General features: G+C 62.3%; 15 protein-coding genes. 12 read left to right on the top strand and 3 right to left on the bottom strand.

What is annotated here, in order from left to right:
* The first annotated feature begins 128 nt into the window (after positions 1 to 128).
* The 11 genes from KI613_RS16645 (at position 129) to KI613_RS16595 (ending at position 12,624) form a co-directional block, all read left to right on the top strand.
* Positions 129 to 557 (top strand): DUF3124 domain-containing protein, encoded by a 429-nt coding sequence (locus tag KI613_RS16645; RefSeq protein ID WP_226401409.1) that lies wholly within the window; start codon positions 129 to 131, stop codon positions 555 to 557.
* Positions 554 to 1,612, top strand: a complete 1,059-nt coding sequence (locus KI613_RS16640) for a potassium channel family protein (RefSeq protein WP_226401407.1) — start codon at positions 554 to 556, stop codon at positions 1,610 to 1,612. The genes KI613_RS16645 and KI613_RS16640 overlap by 4 nt, the downstream gene beginning before the upstream one ends.
* A 73-nt stretch (positions 1,613 to 1,685) precedes the next feature.
* Positions 1,686 to 1,988, top strand: coding sequence for a c-type cytochrome (locus KI613_RS16635; protein WP_310494958.1), 303 nt, complete (start codon positions 1,686 to 1,688; stop codon positions 1,986 to 1,988).
* A gap of 33 nt (positions 1,989 to 2,021) precedes the next feature.
* Entirely contained in the window at positions 2,022 to 3,299 is a 1,278-nt protein-coding gene (locus KI613_RS16630) for an MFS transporter (RefSeq protein WP_226401405.1), read from the top strand.
* Positions 3,300 to 3,447: 148 nt separating this feature from the next.
* The gene (locus KI613_RS16625) at positions 3,448 to 4,383 is read left to right on the top strand and encodes an efflux RND transporter periplasmic adaptor subunit (RefSeq protein WP_226401403.1); all 936 of its coding nucleotides are present in this window, start codon (positions 3,448 to 3,450) and stop codon (positions 4,381 to 4,383) included.
* Between the two features lie 3 nt (positions 4,384 to 4,386).
* Entirely contained in the window at positions 4,387 to 7,605 is a 3,219-nt protein-coding gene (locus KI613_RS16620) for an efflux RND transporter permease subunit (RefSeq protein WP_226401401.1), read from the top strand.
* A complete protein-coding gene (locus KI613_RS16615) occupies positions 7,602 to 7,826 on the top strand; it encodes a YgaP family membrane protein (RefSeq protein ID WP_226401399.1) in 225 nt (74 codons plus the stop codon). Before KI613_RS16620 ends, KI613_RS16615 begins: the two co-directional genes overlap by 4 nt.
* 318 nt (positions 7,827 to 8,144) lie before the next feature.
* Positions 8,145 to 9,938 carry a putative bifunctional diguanylate cyclase/phosphodiesterase gene (locus KI613_RS16610; RefSeq protein WP_226401397.1) on the top strand — a complete coding sequence of 598 codons (1,794 nt, stop codon included), beginning with the start codon at positions 8,145 to 8,147 and terminating at the stop codon, positions 9,936 to 9,938.
* Positions 9,939 to 10,163: 225 nt separating this feature from the next.
* Positions 10,164 to 11,030, top strand: a complete 867-nt coding sequence (locus KI613_RS16605) for an NAD(P)-dependent oxidoreductase (RefSeq protein WP_226401395.1) — start codon at positions 10,164 to 10,166, stop codon at positions 11,028 to 11,030.
* Entirely contained in the window at positions 11,027 to 11,881 is an 855-nt protein-coding gene (locus KI613_RS16600) for an NAD(P)-dependent oxidoreductase (protein ID WP_226401393.1), read from the top strand. The genes KI613_RS16605 and KI613_RS16600 overlap by 4 nt, the downstream gene beginning before the upstream one ends.
* Positions 11,878 to 12,624 (top strand): flagellar brake protein, encoded by a 747-nt coding sequence (locus KI613_RS16595; RefSeq protein ID WP_226401391.1) that lies wholly within the window; start codon positions 11,878 to 11,880, stop codon positions 12,622 to 12,624. The genes KI613_RS16600 and KI613_RS16595 overlap by 4 nt, the downstream gene beginning before the upstream one ends.
* A 21-nt stretch (positions 12,625 to 12,645) precedes the next feature.
* Here the strand turns inward: KI613_RS16595 and dmeF are convergent, their stop codons facing one another.
* From dmeF to mtnA, 3 genes are read right to left on the bottom strand one after another with little or no spacing between them, the layout of a single operon-like run.
* Entirely contained in the window at positions 12,646 to 13,605 is a 960-nt protein-coding gene (gene dmeF / locus KI613_RS16590) for a CDF family Co(II)/Ni(II) efflux transporter DmeF (protein WP_226401389.1), read from the bottom strand.
* Positions 13,602 to 14,231: a class II aldolase/adducin family protein gene (locus KI613_RS16585; RefSeq protein ID WP_226401387.1), complete on the bottom strand. Its 630-nt coding sequence runs from the start codon at positions 14,229 to 14,231 to the stop codon at positions 13,602 to 13,604. Before KI613_RS16585 ends, dmeF begins: the two co-directional genes overlap by 4 nt.
* Positions 14,224 to 15,312, bottom strand: a complete 1,089-nt coding sequence (mtnA, locus tag KI613_RS16580; RefSeq protein ID WP_226401385.1) for an S-methyl-5-thioribose-1-phosphate isomerase — start codon at positions 15,310 to 15,312, stop codon at positions 14,224 to 14,226. Before mtnA ends, KI613_RS16585 begins: the two co-directional genes overlap by 8 nt.
* Before the next feature lie 48 nt (positions 15,313 to 15,360).
* On the opposite strand from mtnA, the gene KI613_RS16575 reads away from it, so the two are divergent.
* A complete protein-coding gene (locus KI613_RS16575) occupies positions 15,361 to 16,521 on the top strand; it encodes a pyridoxal phosphate-dependent aminotransferase (protein WP_226401383.1) in 1,161 nt (386 codons plus the stop codon).
* The last annotated feature ends 73 nt before the right edge of the window (positions 16,522 to 16,594 follow it).

The following is a 16,594-nucleotide window of genomic DNA, read 5'->3' as shown; positions in this document are numbered from 1 at the left end:
TGTGGCAGAATCGGGGAAAATGGCATCAATGCCAGGGGCGGCAGAACAAGGGGAAAGAGATGCGATATTGGAAATTCTGGCGAGGCTTGTTTTGCGCCTTTGTTTTTGGCTATTTTTTGCCGTCGACCGTGGCATTCGCCCAGGAAGCCAGGCCGCTGGCCAAAGGGCAAACGCTTTATCTGCCAATCTACTCGCACATGCTCTACGGCAATCTGGGCAAGAGCGGCAAGGCGTCGAACGTCCTGCTGTCGACCCTGGTCAGCATTCGCAACACCGACGTCAAGCGATCGATCCGGGTGCTGTCGGCCCGGTATTTCGATACCGGCGGCAAATTGCTCGGCGAGCGCGTGCCGGCGCCGACTGTCGTGCCGCCACTCGGAACGCTCGAACTGTTTGTCGAACTCAACGACGCTTCCGGCGGCTCGGGCGCCAATTTCATCATCAAATGGGATGCCGAGCAGCTGGTCAATCCGCCGCTGGTCGAGTCGCTGCACGTCAATATGGACGGCGGCAAGGCCGTCATCTTCATGACCCAGTCGGTGCCGCTGACCGAATGAACGGCAATTCCGGCGCGTCCCCGATCAAGACCCTGCAGACCGGCTATATCGTCCGGCTGCTTTACGTCGCGCTCGGCATGCTGTTTGCCGTGCATCTGTTCGGCACCATCGGCTACATGGTGCTGACCGAGGGCAAGTATTCGTGGTTCGACTGCTTCTACATGACCTTCATCACCGTCGCCACGATTGGCTTCGGCGAAATCATCGACATGTCAAGCAACCAGCCGGCGCGGATATTGACGGTGGTCATCGGCATTCTCGGTGCCGGCAATTTGTCGCTGCTGTTTTCGGTCGTCACCGTGGCGCTGCTCGAAACCGACCTTAATGGAACCTTGCGGAGAAAACGCATGGAAAAAACAATCAAGAAACTCAAGGGCCACTATATTTTGTGCGGCTTTGGCCGTGTCGGACGCAACATCGCGCACGAACTGGCAGCAACCAACCGGCACTTCGTCGGCATCGACGAAGACCTGCACAAGCTCGAGGAGTACAAGGAAAAGAACGTTGGTTTCCTCTTCCTGAATGGCGATGCCAGCGACGACGACGTGCTGATTGCCGCCGACCTGGAAGATGCCAAGGGGCTGTTCGCGGTGACCGGCGACGATTCGCGCAACCTGATGATCGTCATCACGGCCAAGCAGTTGAAGCCCGAATTGCGCGTCGTGGCGCGCTGTACTGAAACACGGAACATCGAAAAGATGCGCAAGGCCGGGGCCGATGCCATCGTCTCGCCCGACTTTACGGGTGGCATGCGCATTGCGTCGGCGATGATCCGGCCGCACGTGGTTTCCTTCCTCGACGAAATGCTCAAGTCGGAGAAAAATCTGCGCGTCGAAGAGGTACCGGTACCGGCCGGATTCATTCCCAAGCCGCTCGGCGTCCTGCAGTTGCGCAGCGCCAATTACGTTTTTCTCGCCGTGCGCGAGCGTAACGGCAGTTGGCAGTTCAATCCGGACAAGGACTTTCTGCTCAAGCCCGGCTTTACGTTGATCGCCATGGCCAGCCCGGTCGGGCGCACTGAAATCGAGACCTTGTTGATCGAAATGGCGTCTTGAAGAGATTTTTTTGGGGTTAGGCGGTTTTTCGGCAGGTTTTTCTGTCGGCCGCAATTTTTCGGGGGAAATAAACATGCAAAAAACAATCATGATTGCCGGCGCTTTCCTGTTGCTGGCTGGCACCGCACAGGCATCGCCGGATCTGGCCAAGGCCAAGAACTGCATGACCTGCCATGCCATCGACAAGAAGATTGTCGGTCCGGCGTACAAGGACATCGCCGCCAAGCGGGCCGGTGACAAGGGAGCCGAAGCGGCGCTGACGGCCAAGATCAAGGGCGGTAGCCAGGGCGAGTGGGGCCAGGTGCCGATGCCGCCGAACAACGTGACCGATGCGGAAGCAGCGACTCTCGCCAAGTGGGTTCTCTCCCAGAAGTAAGCTCTGGCGCCGGATGACGAGAAGCGAGACTGAATGAAAGCACTGACCCGCGAACAGATGCGCCGCCGCTGGCTCGCTCTCGGCGTCGTCGCGGTCGCCTACATTCTGTCTTTCTTCCAGCGTTTTGCCCCGGCCGGCATTGCGCCTGATCTGGCCGCCGCCTTTGATACTTCGGCGGCGTCGCTGGGCGTCCTGGCGGCGACTTATTTTTACGTTTATACGTTGATGCAGGTGCCGACCGGCATCCTCGCCGATACGCTGGGTCCGCGCCGGATTCTGGCCCTCGGCGGGCTGGTCGGCGGGGCCGGCAGTTTCCTCTTCGGCATGGCGCCGACGCTTGAGCTGGCGCTGGTCGGGCGGACGCTGATCGGGCTGGGCGTGTCGGTGACCTTCATCGCCATGCTCAAACTGATCGCTGTCTGGTTCGAAGAAAACCGTTTCGCCACCATGGTCGGTGTCTGCATGCTGATCGGCAATCTCGGCTCGGTGCTGGCCGGCGCGCCGCTTTCCGCAGTGGCGCAGGCGACCGGCTGGCGCGGCGTGTTCATCGGCGTTGGCTTCGTCTCGGTGGCGCTCGGCGCGCTGTGCTGGCTGATTGTCCGCGATGCGCCGGAAGGTGGCAGCGCTGTGCCAAAGCCCCGCGTTGACCGGACAGCGGTGATCTCCGGCCTGCTCTCGGTGATCCGCAATCGCGATACCTGGCCGCCGCTGCTGGTCAATACCGGCATGTGCGGCGCCTTTTTTACCTTCGCCGGCTTGTGGGCGACGCCTTACCTCATGCAGGTGCATGGCTTGGCGCGATCTGTCGCCACCGCGCATTTGTCGCTGTGGTTCGGCGGTTTTGCCGTCGGCTGCCTTTTCCTGGGCAGTCTGTCCGACCGTCTGGGCCGTCGCAAGCCGGTGCTTATCGTGACCTCGCATTTGTACGGCCTGATCTGGCTGATCCTGCTGTCCTGCGTGAGCCTGCCAGTTTCTATTTCCTACCTGCTTTTTGCCCTGCTCGGCCTGACTACGGCTGGCTTCAGCCTGACCTGGGCATGCTCGAAGGAGGTCAATCCACCGCTGCTCTCAGGCATGTCGACCAGCGTCGCCAACATGGGCGGCTTCATGACGGCGGCGCTCTTGCAACCGTTTGTCGGCTGGGTCATGGACCTCGGCTGGACGGGCGAAATGGTCAGCGGCGCCCGTGTCTACGATGTCGAAACCTGGCGCCACGGGGTGCTGGTGGTCACTGTCTGCGCCATCCTCGGGACAGCATCCTGCTGGTGGATCAAGGAAACGCGTTGCCGGAATATCTGGCAGGCGTCTTGATTCATGCTGTTGCTTTAAACAAAGCACAATAAAATCAATGAATCAGCAATGCGCGGCTTGTATTACCCATGTAAATTAGCGTATGCTTATATTTATGAGCGCAAACATTCTCCGACCTTTCGTTTTTAGCCTTTTTTTCGGGTTGACCGTGGCATTCGCCGGTGAGCCCCTGCCGGTCATTACCGTCAAGCCGCATGCTGTCGATCTGGCCTTCCCCGCCGAATCGCTGGTCGAAGCGGTGCAGCAGGCAACGGTAGGCGCCCAGATCGCCGGCCGCGTCCTTGAGGTCAAGGCCGACGCCGGCCAGTCGGTCAAAAAGGGTGATGTGCTGATGCACATCGACGGCCGCGAGGCGGCTGAAGCGGCGCGCGCTGCCGAGGCGCAATACGCCAATGCCAAGGTCAGCTACGACCGGACGAAAAGTCTCGTCACCCAAAAATTCATGAGCCCGGCCGCGCTCGACAAGGCCCGCGCCGATCTCGATGCCGCCGCCGCCAATCGCGCTGCCGCCGGGGCCGGCCAGAGCCACGCCACCATCGTCGCGCCGATGACCGGCATCATCGCCCGCCGCCACGCCGAAATGGGCGACATGGCAACGCCCGGCAAACCGCTGTTCACCATCTACCAGCCGGGCACCCTGCGCGTCACGGCAAGCATTCCGCAATACCGCCTGAAGGCGATGCGCGACGTCAAAACGGCCCGTGTCGAATTTCCCGAACTGGGCAAATGGGTCGATGCCGTCAAAGTTCAGGTCTTGCCGACGGCCGATGCCGCGACGCACGTTTCGCAGGTCCGTGTCACTCTGCCAGATGTGCCGGAAGCGACGCCGGGGATGTTCGCCCGCGTCCATTTCATCACCGGACAGTCGGAAAAACTGACCGTGCCGGCAACGGCCGTACTGCGTCGCGGCGAAGTGGCCGCCGTTTATGTGCAGACGGCCGACAATCGCCTGTCGCTCCGCCAGCTGCGCCTCGGCGATGCTGTCGGGCAGGGCGAAATCGAGGTGCTGGCGGGCTTGTCGGCCGGTGACAAGGTCGTCACCGACCCGGTCAAGGCCGGTATCCAGCTCAAGTCGGCAAACTAGGCCATGAGCAGCGAGAAGACTACGCTCGGGATCTCCGGGCGCATTGCCGCCGCCTTCCAGAATTCGCGGATGACGCCGCTGCTGGCGCTGGTCGCCTTCCTGATGGGCCTCTTCGCCACGCTCGTCACGCCGCGCGAAGAAGAACCGCAGATCGACGTGACCATGGCCGACGTGATGATCGCCTTCCCCGGCGCCTCGGCCAAGGATGTCGAAAATCTCGTCGCCCGCCCTGGCGAACAGGTGCTGTCGCGCCTGCATGGCGTCGAGCACGTGTACTCGGCTTCGCGTCCGGGCATGGCCATCATCACCGTGCAGTTCGACGTCGGCGTCAAATACAACGACGCGGTGCTCCGTCTCTACGACACCGTGCATTCGAACAGCGACTGGCTGCCGGCCAATCTCGGCGTCATGGCGCCGGTCATCAAGCCGCGTGGCATCGATGACGTGCCGATCGTCGCCCTGACTTTCTGGACCAAGGACCCGAACCGTTCCGCCTTCGACCTGCAGCAGGTCGCCCGTGCCGTCGAGATCGAGCTCAAGCGCATCAAGGGGACGCGCGACATTTCGACCATCGGCGGCCCCGACCACGCCATCCGCGTGCAGATGGACGCCGAGCGGATGAACGCCTACGGCGTCACGCCGCAGGACATCGCCGGTGCGCTCAAAGTCTCGAACGCCCTGCAATCCTCGGGCAACCTGACATCCGGCAACCGTGAAGTACTCGTCCAGACCGGTACCTACCTCGAATCGGCGGCCGACGTGAAGCAACTGGTCGTCGCCGTGCGCGGTGAAGCCAGCGAGCGCAAGCCGGTTTACATGAGCGACGTGGCGGCCGTCGAAGATGGCCCCGATCAGCCGAAACGCTACGCCTGGTTTGGCGACCAGAGCGGTGAATTCCCGGCAGTCACGATGCAGATTTCCAAGCAGCCGGGCGTCAATGCGGCCGACGTGGCGACTGCTGCGGTCAACCGGATAAATGACCTCAAAAACACAGTCATTCCGGAGGGTGTGGAAGTCACCGTGACGCGCAACTACGGCGAAACGGCGACCGAGAAGGCGCAGAAGCTGATCGGTAAGCTCATTTTCGCCACCGCTTTCGTCGTGCTGCTGGTTTTCTTCGCCCTCGGCAAACGCGAGGCGGTCATCGTCGGCGTCGCCGTGACCCTGACCCTGGCGGCAACGCTGTTCGCTTCCTGGGCCTGGGGTTTCACGCTCAACCGCGTCTCGCTGTTCGCGCTGATTTTCTCGATTGGCATCCTGGTCGATGATGCCATCGTGGTGGTCGAGAACATCCACCGCTGGCAGGGGCTCTACCCAGAAAAGAGCCTGTTCGAAATCATCCCGCCGGCCGTCGATGAAGTTGGCGGTCCGACCATCCTGGCCACCCTGACCGTGATCGCCGCGCTGCTCCCGATGGCCTTCGTGACCGGCCTGATGGGGCCGTACATGAGCCCGATCCCGATCAACTCATCGATGGGCATGGCCATTTCGCTGGCCGTCGCCTTCGTCGTCACGCCCTGGCTGGCGGCGAGAATGATGAAGTCGCATGGCAACGCCCAAGGCGAACATCAGCCATCGAAACTCGATGCCAAGCTCGACAGTACTTTCCGCAAGCTGCTGACCCCCTTCCTCGACCCGATCAAGGGTGGTGCAGCGCGGATCAAGCTGGTCATTGCCATCGTCCTGCTCATACTCGGTTCGGTGTCGCTGGCCTACTTCCAGCTCGTCGTGCTGAAAATGCTGCCGCTCGACAACAAGAGCGAATTCCAGGTCATTCTCGACATGCCGGTTGGCACGCCACTTGAGGAAACGGCGCGCGTGTTGCACGAAATCGGCGCCGAACTGGCGCTCGAGAAGGACGTTACCAACTATCAGGCCTACGCCGGCACGGCCAGCCCGATCAATTTCAACGGTCTGGTCCGCCAGTACTACTTGCGCGCTTTGCCGGAAAAGGGTGATATCCAGGTCAATCTGGCCGACAAGCATCACCGTTCGCGCTCCAGCCACCAAATCGCCACCGCCCTGCGCGACCGTGTCGAGGCCATCGGCAAGGCAAATGGCGGTGTCGCCAAGGTCGTCGAAGTGCCGCCCGGGCCGCCGGTCATGTCGCCCATCGTCGCCGAAGTCTACGGGCCGGACATGAAGGGGCAGATGAGCGTCGGCAAGCAGGTGCGCCAGGTTTTCGAGGAAACCAAGGACATCGTCGCGATCGACGACTATATCGAGGCCGATTCCCGCAAGGTCATCCTGCACGTGCTGCAGAGCAAGGCAGCGCAACTCGGCGTGGCGCAGAGCGACATCGTCGAGGTCGTCAGCATGGGGCTGGCCGGGCAGGACGTGACGCCGGCCCACAATACCGAGTCGAAGTTTGAAATCCCGGTGCGCGTCACCTTGCCGGCCGAAAAGCAATCCAGCCTCGACGCGCTGCTCAAGCTGCGCGTCCGCTCGCGTGACGGTCAGCTGGTGCCGGTTTCGGAACTGGTCGAAGTACGCGATGCAGCGCGTGAAAAAGCCATTTACCACAAGGATCTGCTGCCAGTGGTCTACGTCGTCGGCGACATGGGCGGCAAGCTCGATTCGCCGCTCTATGGCATGTTCGATATCCGCAGCAGGATCAACGGCATGGAACTCAAGGAGGGCGGCACGCTGGGCGAATGGTTCATCCGCCAGCCGAACGATCCCTACGCCGGCTACAGCGTGAAATGGGACGGCGAGTGGAAGGTGACCTACGAAACCTTCCGCGACATGGGCATCGCCTACGGCGTCGGCCTGATCCTGATCTACCTGCTGGTCGTCGCCCACTTCGGCAGCTATCTCGTGCCGCTCATCATCATGGCGCCCATCCCGCTGACCATCATCGGCGTCATGCCCGGCCACGCGCTGTTTGGCTCGCAATTCACGGCAACCTCGATGATCGGCATGATCGCCCTGGCCGGCATCATTGTCCGCAATTCGATCCTGCTCGTCGATTTCATCAAGCTGCAGGTGGCGACCGGCATGCCCTTCCGCGAGGCGGTCATCCAGTCGGCGGCGGTACGCGCCAAGCCGATCGCCCTGACCGCACTGGCCGCCATGCTCGGCGCCATGTTCATTCTCGACGACCCGATTTTCAATGGCCTGGCCATCAGCCTGATCTTCGGCATCATGGTCTCCACGCTTCTGACGCTGGTGGTCATCCCCGTCCTCTATTTCTCGGCCTTCCGCAAGGAGCATCAAGCATGACCATCGAACGCATCATCCGCATCATGGCGGGTTTCTTCATCCTCCTTTCTCTGGCGCTGGGTTTCGACGGCAGCCCGATCTTTGTCTCGAAGTGGTTCCTGGCTTTCACCGCCTTTGTCGGTCTCAATTTGTTGCAGAGTGGTTTCACTGGCTTCTGCCCGCCGGAAAAACTGCTGGCCAAAATGGGTGTCAAGCGCAGCAACGGAAGCTGCGGCAGTTGAGTCAAGCGATGTAAATAGCTTTTGATATCAACCGACAAGCGGCACCTGGTTTGTCGTCGATATGCCGGCTGATTTTTATGTGAATATGCTTTAGAAATACTTCGTGAAACATTGTTTTTATTAGAGTAAACTGCCTTTAGTATAACTAAAGGCCTAGCTCGATCCGTGCAGCAAATTCCGGCTTTTGCCGGCCGAAAACTCGTTTTGTTCGCCCTGGCGGCGATCCTTCTGATCTGGGCCATCCTTGGCCTTGATTGGTGGTCGATCAATCGACAGTTTTCGGCGGAGTTGAGTGATTCTTCGGGCGAGTTCCTGGGGATGGCTACCCCTTCATGGGGCTTTCTGCTATTTGCCATTGGCCTGGTCGTCACCCTGTTGATCGTCGAAGGATGTCGCTTGTTGTTCGGCATCCGTGCGCAGGCAAACAGCCAGCTCGCGCTCCAGCGGCGGATCATTGACCACGCCACTGAGGCCATGATCCTGACTGACGGCGCGCAGCGGATTCTGAGCGTCAATGCAGCTTTCGAGCAGACCACCGGATACGCTGCCAGCGAAGTCCTTGGCTTGACGCCGACCATGCTCAGCGCGGGACATCAGGGGCTGAACCTTCATCGCAGCATCTGGGATTTTGTCGCCGAGAACGGCCAATGGGAAGGCGAGATATGGGACCGGCGCAAGGATGGCACGATCTATCCCAAGCAGATGCGCATCACGGCGATTCGCGATGAGGCGGGGCAGACCTCACATTTTGTCGCCACCTTTGCCGATATCAGCGAAGCCAAGGCCGAGGCTGACCGCTTCGACTACCTAGCGCATCACGATCAGCTGACCAACCTGCCGAACCGGCTGGCGCTCGACGGACACCTCGACACGCTGCTCGCTGGCGCGGTGCCCGGGATCAACCGCCTGGCCCTGCTCATCATCGATCTGGATAATTTCAAGACGGTTAACGACTCGCTGGGCCATCACTCGGGCGACCGCTTGCTGGCCGAAATTGCCCGTCGCATGGGTGCCGAAATGGACCGTTCGAAACGTCTGTTCCGCCTGGGCGGCGACGAGTTCGTCGTGGTCATTGACCAGCTCGACGGCGATGGTGCTGTCGCGGCCTTGATCGATCGCCTGGTCCGGGCGATTGGCCAGCCCTGCGAGATCGATGGTCATCTGCTGCACAGCACGCCGTCGATCGGCATCAGCCTCTATCCGGAAGACGGCCGGGATGGCCTGACGCTGATCCGCAATGCCGATGCCGCGATGTATGCGGCCAAGGCGGCCGGGCGCAACAACCATCAGTTTTTCGCCGAGTCGATGAACGCCGCCGCCAACAAGCGCCTGCATCTGGAAAGCGAATTGTGGCGAGCCCTGGCCGAGAACCAGCTGGTGCTTCATTACCAGCCGCAGATCGATCTGCTCAACGGCAAGGTCGTCGGCGTCGAGGCGCTCGTGCGCTGGGCTCACCCACTGCGGGGCATGATCGCGCCGGCCGACTTCATCCCAGTCGCCGAGGAGTGCGGCCTGATTTTGCCGCTCGGGCACTGGGTCTTGCTGACTGCCTGCCGGCAGGTTCGGAGCTGGCTCGATGCCGGCATCGACATGGGTGAAATGGCCGTCAATATCTCGGCTCATCAATTCCGTCAGCCCGATTTCGTGCAGACGGTACAAGGTGTGCTGGCTGAAACCGGCCTGCCGGCCGAGCGGCTGGAACTGGAAATTACCGAAAGCACGGTCATGCACGGTGTCGATGCCGCCATCCAGACACTGGCTCAGCTCAAGGCCATGGGCGTTCGGTTGGCCATCGACGATTTTGGCACCGGCTACTCATCGCTATCCTACCTGCGTCGCTTCCCGCTTGATCGCCTGAAGATCGACCGTTCCTTCCTGGCCGATGTCGACACCGATTCCGATGCTGCCTCGCTGGTCACCTCCATCGTCATGCTTGGTCGCTCGCTCGGCTTGCAACTGGTGGCCGAGGGCGTCGAAAACTTTGCCCAGGCCGAATTCCTGCGCACACTCGAATGCGAGCGGGTTCAGGGCTTCCATTTTTACCAGCCGGCATCGGCTGAAGAGGTGGTTGGTTTCGGTCGCTGTGAGGAATACGCCGCGCTGCCAGCCTGAGACAGTTTGAGTGAGCGGCGTTGAAGGCAAGTTGTCTGCTTCGCAATTGATCGATCCATGAAAGCTTGTCTTTGTGCCCCTGGCGTTGTTGCTCATCCTCGCAATAGCTACGGCTATTGCTGCGGTTCGCGCCTAGCCAGGAACACAAATCCGGCGCTTTCATCGAGGCTCGCCAATTACGGCGCAGACCACTAGAATTCAAGCCTTCTCAGGACGGAGCTCAGTATGAAGATCGGATTTATCGGCCTTGGCATCATGGGGCGCCCGATGGCGCTCAATCTTATCAAGGGTGGCCATGCCGTCACCGTCTGGGCGCGCCGCGCCGAATCCATGCAGCCGCTGCTCGACGCCGGTGCCAAAGGCGCCGCCAGTCCGGCTGATGCCGCCCGCGGCAACGAACTGGTCATTTCGATGGTGGCCGATGCGCCGGACGTCACCGAAGTCATGCGCGGCGTGGCCAGTGCCGGCCAGGCCGGGCTGGTCGCCGTCGACATGAGTACCATCGCCCCGGCTGCCGCGCGTGTTATCGGTGAGGAACTTGCCGCGGCCGGTGTCGATTTCATCGATGCGCCGGTGTCTGGTGGTGAAGTCGGAGCCATCGCCGGCACCTTGTCGATCATGGCTGGCGGTTCCGAAGCGGGATTCGGCCGGGCCAAACCGGCTTTCGAATGCATGGGCAAGAACATCGTGCACGTCGGCGCCAGCGGCGCCGGGCAGGTCACCAAGGCGGCCAACCAGATCGTTACCGGGATGGGCGTGCTGGCGGTGGCCGAGGCATTTGCATTTGCGGCAAAAAACGGCGTTGACCGTAGCAAGGTGCGCGAGGCGCTGCTCGGCGGCTTCGCCTACTCGAAAATTCTCGAAAATCACGGCCAGCGCATGCTCGACCGCAATTTCAAGCCCGGTTTCAAGAGCTGGATGCACGAAAAGGATCTGAACATCGTCATGCAGACGGCGCACGAACTGGGCCTCTGCCTGCCCGGCTCGGCGGCGACGGCGCAGATGTTCAACGCCATGGTTGGTTCCGGCATGGGCGAAGAGGATTCGATCGCCGTACTCAAATTGCTTGAGCGCTTGTCGGGGCAGGAATGAAAATAGGTTTCATCGGTCTGGGCGCCATGGGGCGTCCGATGGCCATGCACTTGCAGCGCGCCGGCCACGAGTTGGCCGTCTGGGCGCGCCGCCCGGAAAGCATCGGTGATCTGTCAGCCCGTGTCTGTTCGACGCCGGCCGAATTGGGGCGCTGCTCCGAGGTTGTTTTTACGGTGGTCACCACGAGTGCCGATGTCGAAGGCGTCGCGCTCGGCAATGATGGCCTGATTGAAGGCATGGCGCCCGGTTCGGTGCTGGTCGATTGCTCGACCATTGCACCCGATGCGGCGCGGCAGATCGCCGGCAAGCTGGCTGAAAAAGGCATCCATTTTGTCGATGCCCCGGTTTCCGGTGGCGAGCAGGGCGCCATCGACGCGACGCTGGCGATCATGGCCGGCGGCGATGCGGCGGTGCTCGAACGGGTCCGGCCGCTGCTCGAATGCCTGGGCCAGCGCATCGTCCATATCGGCCCGAATGGCGCCGGGCAGGTCGCCAAGGCGTGCAACCAGATGATCATGGTCGCCGCCATCGAAGCGGCGGCCGAGGCGATGCGTCTGGCCGCCGGGGCCGGGGTCGATTGCGCCAAGGTCAGGCAGGCGCTGGCCGGTGGTTCGGCCGCTTCGCGCGTCCTCGATGTGATGGGCGAGCGCATGGTCAGCCGTGACTTTTCGGCCGGCATCGAAGCGCGCCTGCATCACAAGGATTTCGGGCTGGTCATCGAAGCGGCGCGCCAGAGTGGTGTACCGGTACCGCTGACTGCCGTTGTCGCCCAGCAACTCAACGCACTGATGGCGCAGGGCTGGGGGCGGGACGATACGTCTTCGCTGCTGCGCGTGCTGGAACTCGCATGAGTCAGATCGCGCAACTCTCCGAAGCAGAAATCGAAGAGCGTTTCCATGTCACCGGTACGCTGCCGATTTCCTTTCTTCTCGTCGGTTATGCCCGAACCAAGGATCAGTTCACGGTGTCCTTCGGCGGCGAGGACATGATGCTGACGACGCTGCTCGACGCGCAGCCGGCCGGCGACCGGCTAATCCTCGATTGCAGCGGCAGCGCCGAGATCAACCGTCGCTTTCTCGAAAGCGGCCACAACGTATTTGCCGGACGGCCTGGCGGTATCCACGTGCAATTCACTACCGGGCGGGCGACGGAAGTGATTTTCGATGGTGGCAAGGCGTTTGCCGTGCCCTTGCCCAAACACGTCGTCCGCCTGCAGCGTCGGGAGACTTTCCGGATCGAAACGCCGCGCGGCAAGCCGCTGCAATTCTTCGGCCGTCTGACCGGCGGCAAACTGCTCAATTTTCCGGCACATGACATGTCGGTGGCTGGTATCGGTATGACCGCACTGACGCTGCCCGATGGCCTGTCGCCCGGTGATCGGCTGGAAAACTGCCATTTTTCCCTGCCCGACGACGAGCACGAGCTTTTCTTCAGCGCGACCATACGCCACATCACACCGCAGGTCGGGCGTACGGGCATCCAGCAGTGGCGCATCGGCCTGCATTTCGAGAATATGCCGGCAGTCGAGGAAAACCGTATCCAGCGCTACATCGCCAAGGTCGAGCGCGAGCGGCACGAGTTGCTGGCCAAGTGATTTCCGCTAGAAGCTGAGGAGCTAGCAGATGTCGCAGCGATGGATCTCGACCGTCGCATGGACGATTTCTTCATGCACGGCGAGCGCATCGCGGATGTCCAGGGGCGTCAGCACCTGATCGTGGGTGAGCAGGCTCAGCGCACAGGCGTAGGCGCCGGTGCCGACGCGCCAGACGTGCAGGTCGGTCAGTTGCGTCTGGCCATCGGCCGGTAGCTGGGCAATGACTTCGCGGATTTCGGCGACGACCGGGTGATCCATTTCGCGGTCGAGTAGCACGCGGCCGCTCTGCACGATGAGGTTCTTCGCCCACAGTGCAACGAGGACGGCACCGACGATGCCGGTCGCCGGGTCGAGCCAGGCCCAGCCGTAGAACCAGCCGCCAGCCAGCGCGGCGATGGCGAGCACCGAGGTGGCGGCATCGGTGACGACGTGGATGTAGGCGGCCTTGAGGTTGAGGTCGTCATGATCGTGATGGGCGTGGTCGTGTCCGTGTCCGTGGTCATGATGATGGTCGTGACCGTGGGCCTTGCCAAGAATCAGCGCGCAAATCAGGTTGATGACCAGGCCGAGGATGGCGACGGCCATGGCTTCCTGGTAGTGGATTTCCTGCGGCGCCCACAGCCGTTCGAGTGAACCGAAAATCATCGCAGCGGCGACGCCGAGCAGGAAGATGGCGCTGGTGTAGCTGGCCAGCACCTCGATTTTCCAGGTGCCGAAGGCGAAGCTCGGATCGGCGGCGTATTTGCGCGCCGCGCCGTAGGCGAAGGCGGAGAGGCCGATGGCCAGGGCGTGCGAGCTCATGTGCCAGCCGTCGGCGAGGACGGCCATCGAGTTGAACCACCAGCCGGCGACGATTTCGACCAGCATGGTGGCGATGGTGATCCACATGACGAGGCGCGTGCCGCGTTCGGCCGCGGCGTTGCCGGTGACGTAACGGTGGTTGTGCGCCCAGCGCGTCAGGTCGTGGTTGTCGTCGCTCATTGCTGGCCGTAGCCCTTGAATTTTTCCAGCACGGCGGCCATTTCCTCAGCCGACAGCAGCACGGGTTGTCCGAGCTGACAGGCGCGCCAGTATTGTTCGCAGAGTTCTTCGAGCTCGATGGCCAGCGCCAGGGCTTCGTTCAGGTCACGTCCGGCCACCAGCATGCCATGGTTCGCCAGCAGGCAGGCCTTGCGCCCGGCCATGGCGGCCATTGCCACGGTCGACAGGGATTCCGAGCCAAAAATGGAATATTCGGCGCAGCGTATCGTGTCGCCGCCGAAGCGGGCGATCATGTAGTGAAAGGGCGGAATGTCGAGGCGCAGACAGGCGAGGCTGACGGCGAAGGGCGAGTGGGCGTGCAACACGGCGCCGACTTCCGGCCGGGTGGCGTAGAGGTCGCGGTGGAAACGCCATTCTGACGACGGCTTGCGCTTGCCCGCGTGCGAACCATCGAGTGCCATGAGCGGGATGTCGTTGTCGCACAAGGCGTCGTAGGCCATGCCGGTCGGCGTGATGTAGAAGCCATCGCCGCTGCGCACGCTGACGTTGCCGGCGGTGCTGCGATTGAGGCCGGCCGGTTGCATGGCGCGGGCCGTGGCGATCAGGTCGGCGCGCAGGTCAGCCATGGTTTTCCTCCGGATAGAGCGCCAGCAAGCCTTCGCGGCTGGCTGGGCAGACGCCGCGTTCGGTGATGATGGCCTTGACCAGCCAGTTTGGCGTCACGTCGAAGGCCGGGTTGGCAACGTCCTCACCGGCCGCCAGCTGGCGCAGGGCCGAGGGTTGGGCGTGGTAATCCAGGCCATGGACGAAACGGAATTCGTCGCCGTCGCGCTCCTCGATCGGGATGTCGGCGCCGTCGGCGCAGGCGAAATCGAGGGTCGAGCGCGGCGCCGCGACATAGAAGGGAATGCCGTTGTCGGCGCAAGCCAGCGCCTTGAGATAAGTGCCGATCTTGTTGGCGACGTCACCGTTGGCGGCGATGCGGTCGGCGCCGACGATCACCGCATCGACCTTGCCGGCGCGCATGAGCAGCCCGGCGGCGTTGTCGGCGATCAGCGTATGCGGCACGCCGTGCTGTTCGAGTTCCCAGGCGGTGAGCAGACCCTGGTTGCGCGGCCGGGTTTCGGAGACCCAGACATGCACCGGCACGCCGGCATCGTGCGCGGCATAGACCGGCGACAGGGCGGTGCCGTGATCGACGGTGGCCAGCCAGCCGGCGTTGCAGTGGGTCATGATGTTCAGCGTCTGACCGTCGGCGACGATCAGCTCGTTCCATAGCTTGAGGCCGTGCTGGCCGATGGTCGCGTTCTGCGCGACGTCTTCCTCGGCGATGGCGGCGGCCTCGAGCCAGGCGGCGGCGCAACGCTCCTCGGCCGGCAGCGGCCGAAGCACGCTTTCCATGCGGGCCAGCGCCCAATGCAGATTGACCGCCGTCGGCCGCGTCGACCGCAGCAGCGCGGCAGCTTCGGCCAGCCGGGTGTCGGATGCCTCGAAGTCGAGCGCGATGGCCAGCCCGTAGGCCGCCGTGGCCCCGATCAGCGGCGCGCCGCGCACCTGCATGGCGCGGATGGCATGGGCGGCTTCATCCAGAGAGGCGACACGAACCCAGTGCAACGCGTGCGGCAGGCGGGTCTGGTCGATGATGTCGATGGCGCGCTGTTCAGGATGGGCGCGCAGGGTGCGGGTGGGAGTGCCGTCGATGTTCATGGTTCGCATTGTGGCATAGTGCCAACTTCCAAAACACTCGCCAGCACCATGGAAACTCCTGTTCGCATCGACTCCCGCTTCCCGAACATGGGGACGACCATCTTCACCGTCATGAGTCGCCTCGCAGCCGAGTGCGGCGCGGTCAACCTGTCGCAGGGTTTCCCGGATTTTCAGGCCGAGCCGGCGCTGTTCGATGTCGTGCATCGCCACATGCTGGCCGGGCGCAACCAGTACGCGCCGATGGCCGGCATGCCGGAGTTGCGCCAGGCCATCGTCGACAAGGTGGCGGCGCTCTACGGCGTGCGCTACGACGTCGAGTCGGAGGTCACCGTGACGGCCGGGGCGACGCAGGCCATCTTCACGGCCATCGCCGCCTTCGTGCGGCCGGGCGACGAGGTGATCGTCTTCGAACCGGTCTACGATTCCTACGTGCCGGCCATCGAAACGGTCGGTGGCACGGCGGTTTACGCCCAACTGAGCTTTCCCGATTACGTGCCGGACTGGGAGCAGGTGGCGCAACTCATCACGCCGAAAACGCGGATGATCATCGTCAATTCGCCGCACAACCCGACGGGTAGCCTGTTGTCCACGGTCGACCGGGAAAAACTCGCAAAATTGATAGCAGGCACCAACATCGTCGTGCTCTCCGACGAGGTCTACGAGCACATCCTGTTCGACGGCGAGCAGCACGCCAGCCTGTGCGCCCATCCCGAGCTGGCAGCGCGCAGCATCGTCGTGTCGAGCTTCGGCAAGACCTATCACATCACGGGCTGGAAAATTGGCTACGTCGTCGGCCCGGCCGAACTCATGGCCGAGTTCCGCAAGGTGCACCAGTTCAACGTGTTCACCGTGCATACCCCGTCGCAACTGGCGCTCGCCGAATACATGCAGGACGCTGACCGCCATCTGCGGCTGGCTGCCTTCTATCAGGAAAAACGCGACTTTTTCCGCCAGTTGCTGGCGGCCACGCCATTCGAACTGCTGCCCTGTCGCGGCACCTATTTTCAGCTGGCGCGCTACGACCGCATTTCGGATTTGCCCGACCGGGAATTTGCCGAATGGATGACACGCGAAGTCGGCGTTGCCGTCATTCCGGTCTCGGTTTTTTATGCCGATGGGCGCGATGATCGCGTTGTCCGCTTCTGTTTCGCCAAACAGGAAAGTACGCTGAAGGCGGCGGCGGAAAGGCTGGGCAAAGCCTTTCCGTGAGTTCACCTTGGCGCATTTGACCGTTCCTACGGTCAACCGGGTTTACTACGCAAAGCGTAAAAAATGGCCAAAA

The sequence above is a fragment of the Ferribacterium limneticum genome, assembly GCF_020510585.1.
In the GTDB taxonomy this organism is placed as follows: Bacteria; Pseudomonadota; Gammaproteobacteria; order Burkholderiales; family Rhodocyclaceae; genus Azonexus.
Note: the sequence above shows the minus strand (reverse complement) of the source record. Positions and strands in the feature narration are given on the sequence as shown.